This is a genomic window from Nonomuraea lactucae (genome assembly GCF_003313395.1).
Classification (GTDB): domain Bacteria; phylum Actinomycetota; class Actinomycetes; order Streptosporangiales; family Streptosporangiaceae; genus Nonomuraea; species Nonomuraea lactucae.
In genome coordinates this window covers 1-3548 of record NZ_QNFZ01000087.1, presented here as the reverse complement: position 1 = coordinate 3548, position 3548 = coordinate 1, and the positions used below count along the sequence as shown (strand labels likewise).

At 72.0% G+C, this 3548-nt stretch carries 1 protein-coding gene; it reads left to right on the top strand.

Annotated features, from left to right (window positions below; all coding sequences use genetic code 11):
• A partial coding sequence (locus DQW85_RS06765; RefSeq protein ID WP_162794793.1) for a condensation domain-containing protein occupies positions 1-3548 on the top strand: 3548 nt, incomplete at both ends.

The following is a 3548-nucleotide window of genomic DNA, read 5'->3' as shown; positions in this document are numbered from 1 at the left end:
GAGTTGGCCGCCGCGGTCCGGCAGGCCATCAGCCCGGTGCTGGCCGAGCAGGGCACCGTCACCGGCACCGTCCCACTGACATCGCCCCAGCACCGGTTCGCCGAGCACGGCACCTGGGCCGGCGTGCTCCGGCTCGCTCCGGGCATCGATCCCGCGGCGCTGGCCAGGGCCGTCCAGACGCTGGTCGCCCACCATGACGCGCTGCGCATGCGGCTCAGCCACGACCCGGAGCAGGACACGTGGGTCCAGCACAACGCCGCCCGCGAGGACGCCGAGCTCTTCTCCGTCGTCGACGCCACCGGGATGGACGAGGCGCAGGCCGCCGAACGCACCGCGCGGACTCCGTTGAACCTGGCCGACGGGCCGTTGATCAAGGTCGCCTACTTCGATCGGGGAGCCGAGCCCGGCTGGCTGGGCGTCACGGTCCATCACCTGGTGATGGACGGCGTGTCGTGGAACGTCCTGCTGGAGGACCTCGACCGCGCCTACCGGGGTGAGCCGCTGCCGCCCAAGACGACCTCCTTCCAGCAGTGGGCCGAGAAGCTGCGGAGCTACGCCGCCTCCGACGAGGTACGCGCGCAACTGCCCTACTGGGAGCGGCAGCTCGAAGGCTTCGCGGTGCCGGTCGACCACGTCAGCGAGACCGGCGAGCCCGGCGTGGTCCGGGTCACCCTGGACGCCGAGACCACCTCGGCCCTGCTGACCCGCGCCAACGAGACGTACCGCACCCAGGTCGACGACCTGCTCCTGGCGGCGCTCCTGCGGACGCTCACCGCCTGGGCGGGCACCGGCGCGGTGACGATCGACGTGGAGACCCACGGCCGGGAGGCGGTGACCGAGGACGTCGACCTGTCGCGGACCGTCGGCTGGTTCGCCTCGGCCTTCCCGGTCAGGCTGTCCGCCGCAGACCCGGCCGACCCGGCCGGTCTCCTCAAGTCCGTCAAGGAGCAGCTCCGCGCCGTCCCGGGCGGCGGCATCGGGTACGGCGCCCTGCGCCACCTGACCGGCCACCTACCGCAGGCGCGGGACGCGGAGATCCTCTTCACCGACCTCGGCGCACCCGTCACGACCGGGATCGTCACCGGTCACCTGTACGGCCCGGCCGCCGACCGGCCGTACCCGCTGCGGATCGAGGTCCTGCGCACCCCCGACGGCCGGATGGCGTTCGAGTGGCACTACAGCACCACCCGGCACCGGCCGGAGACCATCGAACGAGTCGCGAACGCCCACGCGCAGGCGGTCACGGAACTGGTGAGCCACTGCCTGTCGCCCGAGGCCGGCGGCTACACGCCCTCCGACTTCCCGCTCGCGGGGCTCGATCAGGGCACGCTGGACGCGCTGGTGGCGGGGGCCGGACGGATCGAGGACGTCTACCCGCTCACCCCGGTCCAGCAGGGCATGCTCTTCCACACGCTGGAAGCGCCCGAGGACGCCAGCGGCGTCTACTGGGCGCAGGAGCTGCGCGAGTTCACCGGGCGGAGGCTGGACGCGGACGCGCTACGGGAGGCGTGGCGCATCGTGGTCGGGCGGCACCCGGCGCTGCGGACCAGCTTCGCCTGGGAAGGCGTGATGGAGCCGCTGCAGATCGTCCACGCCGAGCTGACCGTCCCGTTCGAGGTGCTCGACTGGTCGGACACCGCGGACGGGGACGAGCACCAGACCCGCCTGGAGGAGCTGCTGCGCGCCGACCGCGACCGCGGCTTCGACGTGACGGCGGCGCCGCTGATGCGCGTGTACGTCATCGAGTGCGGCGACGAGCGGTCGTGGATGGTCTGGACGTTCCACCACATCTGCGCCGACGGGTGGAGCGTGTCCATCGTCATGGACGAGGTGGCGCGGGCGTACGAGAGCCTGCGCGCACAGCAGGAGGTGGCGCTGCCGGCCGCCCCGCCGTACCGGGACCTCATCGCCTGGATGGCCGAGCGCGACAAGCGCGAGGCGGAGGAGTTCTGGCGCGGGTACATGGCCGGCTTCGAGGCCCCGACGCCGCTGCCGGTCGATCGGGCGGTCGCCGAGCACTGGGACTCCGACTACCTGATCATGGAGTTCTCGCCCGAGGTGACCGCGGGGCTGGAACGGCTGGCCAGGCGCGCCCGGGTGACGCTCGGGACCGTGATGCAGGCCGGCTGGGCGCTGCTCCTGTCGCGCCACAGCGGCGAGAGCGACGTCGTGTTCGGCCTCACCGTCTCCGGGCGCCCGGCCGAGCTCGCCGGCATGGAGTCGATCGTCGGCCTGTTCATCAACACGCTCCCGGTGCGGGCCACGGTCCCCGCCGACACGCCGTTCATCGACTGGCTGCGGGAGATGCAGGACGGCCAGATCGCCCTGCAGCGGTTCGAGTACACCTCGCTCCTCGACATCCAGCGCTACTCGCCGATCCCGAGGGGCACGTCACTGTTCGACAGCATCGTCGCCTTCCAGAACCTGCCCGAGGAGGCCACGGCCATCGAGGGCCAGCAGGAGCTGACCGCGGCGGAGGCCGAGGGGTTCGACGCGCTGCTGATGTTCGAGCAGGGCCGCTACCCGCTCATGTTCTCGGTGGACCTGGAAGACCAGATGGCGGTCGCGGTGGAGTTCTCCACCGCCGCCTTCGACAAGGCGACGGTCGAGCGGCTCTTCGACCAGTACCGCCGGGTGCTGGGCGTGGTCGCGGCCGACCCCGACGCGAAGGTGCGCGACGTCCCGCTGCAGTCGGAGCAGGACCTTCAGCGCATGCTGGTCGGCTGGAACGAGACCGCGACCACCGAGGTGCCCAAGGCGACCCTGCCGGAGCTGTTCAAGATTCAGGCGCGGCGCCACCCCGGCAAGTGCGCGGTGCGCTGCGCCGGCGAGGAGCTCACCTACGCCGAGCTCGACCGGCGCGCCGGGCAGGTCGCGGGAATGCTGCGCCGCCACGGCGTCGCCGTGCAGGACAAGGTCGGCCTGCACTTCGAGCGGGGCATCGACTTCATCGTCGCGCTGCTCGGCGTGGCCCAGGCCGGAGCCGCCTACGTCCCGCTCGACCCGGCCCAGCCCGAGTCCCGCCTCCGCTACATGATCGAGAACTCCGGCATCACCACGGTCGTGTCGAACGCCCCCTGGCCGCCGGAGCTTGACACCACCGGCGCGCGGGTGCTCGGCCTGCCGGACGCGGACGAGCCGGTCGCCGAGGAGGTCGCCGGCGATCCCGACGGCCTGCTGTACGCGATGTACACCTCCGGTTCGACGGGTGTGCCCAAGGGCGTGGAGGTCACCCACGAGGCCGTGGCCAGGATCTGTTTCGATCCGGTCGTGGTGGTGGAGCCCGGCGACGTGGTGTCGCACATCGTGCCCATCTCCTTCGACGCCTCGACGTTCGAGATCTGGGGGGCGCTGCTCAACGGCGCGACCTTGGCGGTGGCCTCGGCGCGGGAGATGGAGCAGCTCGACTTCGTCTCGATCCTGCGGGGCAACGGCGTCACCGTGTCGGTGGTCACCTCCGGGCTGTTCCACCAGGTGGCGGAGGCCGCGCCGGAGGTGTTCGCGGGGCTGCGGATGCTGCTGTGCGGTGGCGACGCGCTGTCGATCAG